This window comes from Lunatibacter salilacus (assembly GCF_009797935.1).
GTDB lineage: Bacteria > Bacteroidota > Bacteroidia > Cytophagales > Cyclobacteriaceae > Lunatibacter > Lunatibacter salilacus.
The window spans coordinates 1-519 of sequence record NZ_VOLC01000068.1; the positions used below are offsets into that span (position 1 = coordinate 1).

The following is a 519-nucleotide window of genomic DNA, read 5'->3' on the forward strand; positions in this document are numbered from 1 at the left end:
CCCTAAAGGAGGATGCCGCCAACAAGTCCACCGATATTACCCTATCTGACGCCACAAACACCAGGTTCCCGACAGAGCTTGCCGTGAGAACCTACGTCAACGCATCAGCGGCGGAAGGCAGCGGAGCCCTTTCCGAGGAGGTTGCCCGTGCCACGGCTGCCGAAGAAAAGCTGGCGACAGACCTTGAAGCCGAAACAATCCGTGCAACTTCCGCGGAGGACAAGCTAAACGCAGATCTTACTGCCGAAACCACCCGGGCAATTGCCGCCGAAACTACGTTAACCACAAATCTTTTAGCCGAGACAGCCCGTGCGACTTCCGCGGAAGGAGTATTGCAGGATAATATCGAGACGGTGCAGGACAATGTGGACGCCAACAAAACGGCCGCAGAAACCGCCATCGCCCTAAAGGAGGATTCCGCCAACAAATCCACCGATATCACCCTTTCGGACGCCACGAACACCAAGTTCCCGACAGAGCTTGCCGTGAGAACCTTCGTCAACGCATCAGCGGCGGAAG

The 519-nt window shown here is 56.6% G+C and carries 1 protein-coding gene; it reads left to right on the top strand.

Going from position 1 to position 519, the window contains the following annotated elements:
• Positions 1-519: hypothetical protein (locus tag FQ608_RS27165; RefSeq protein WP_199856494.1), on the top strand; the 519-nt coding region annotated here is incomplete at both ends.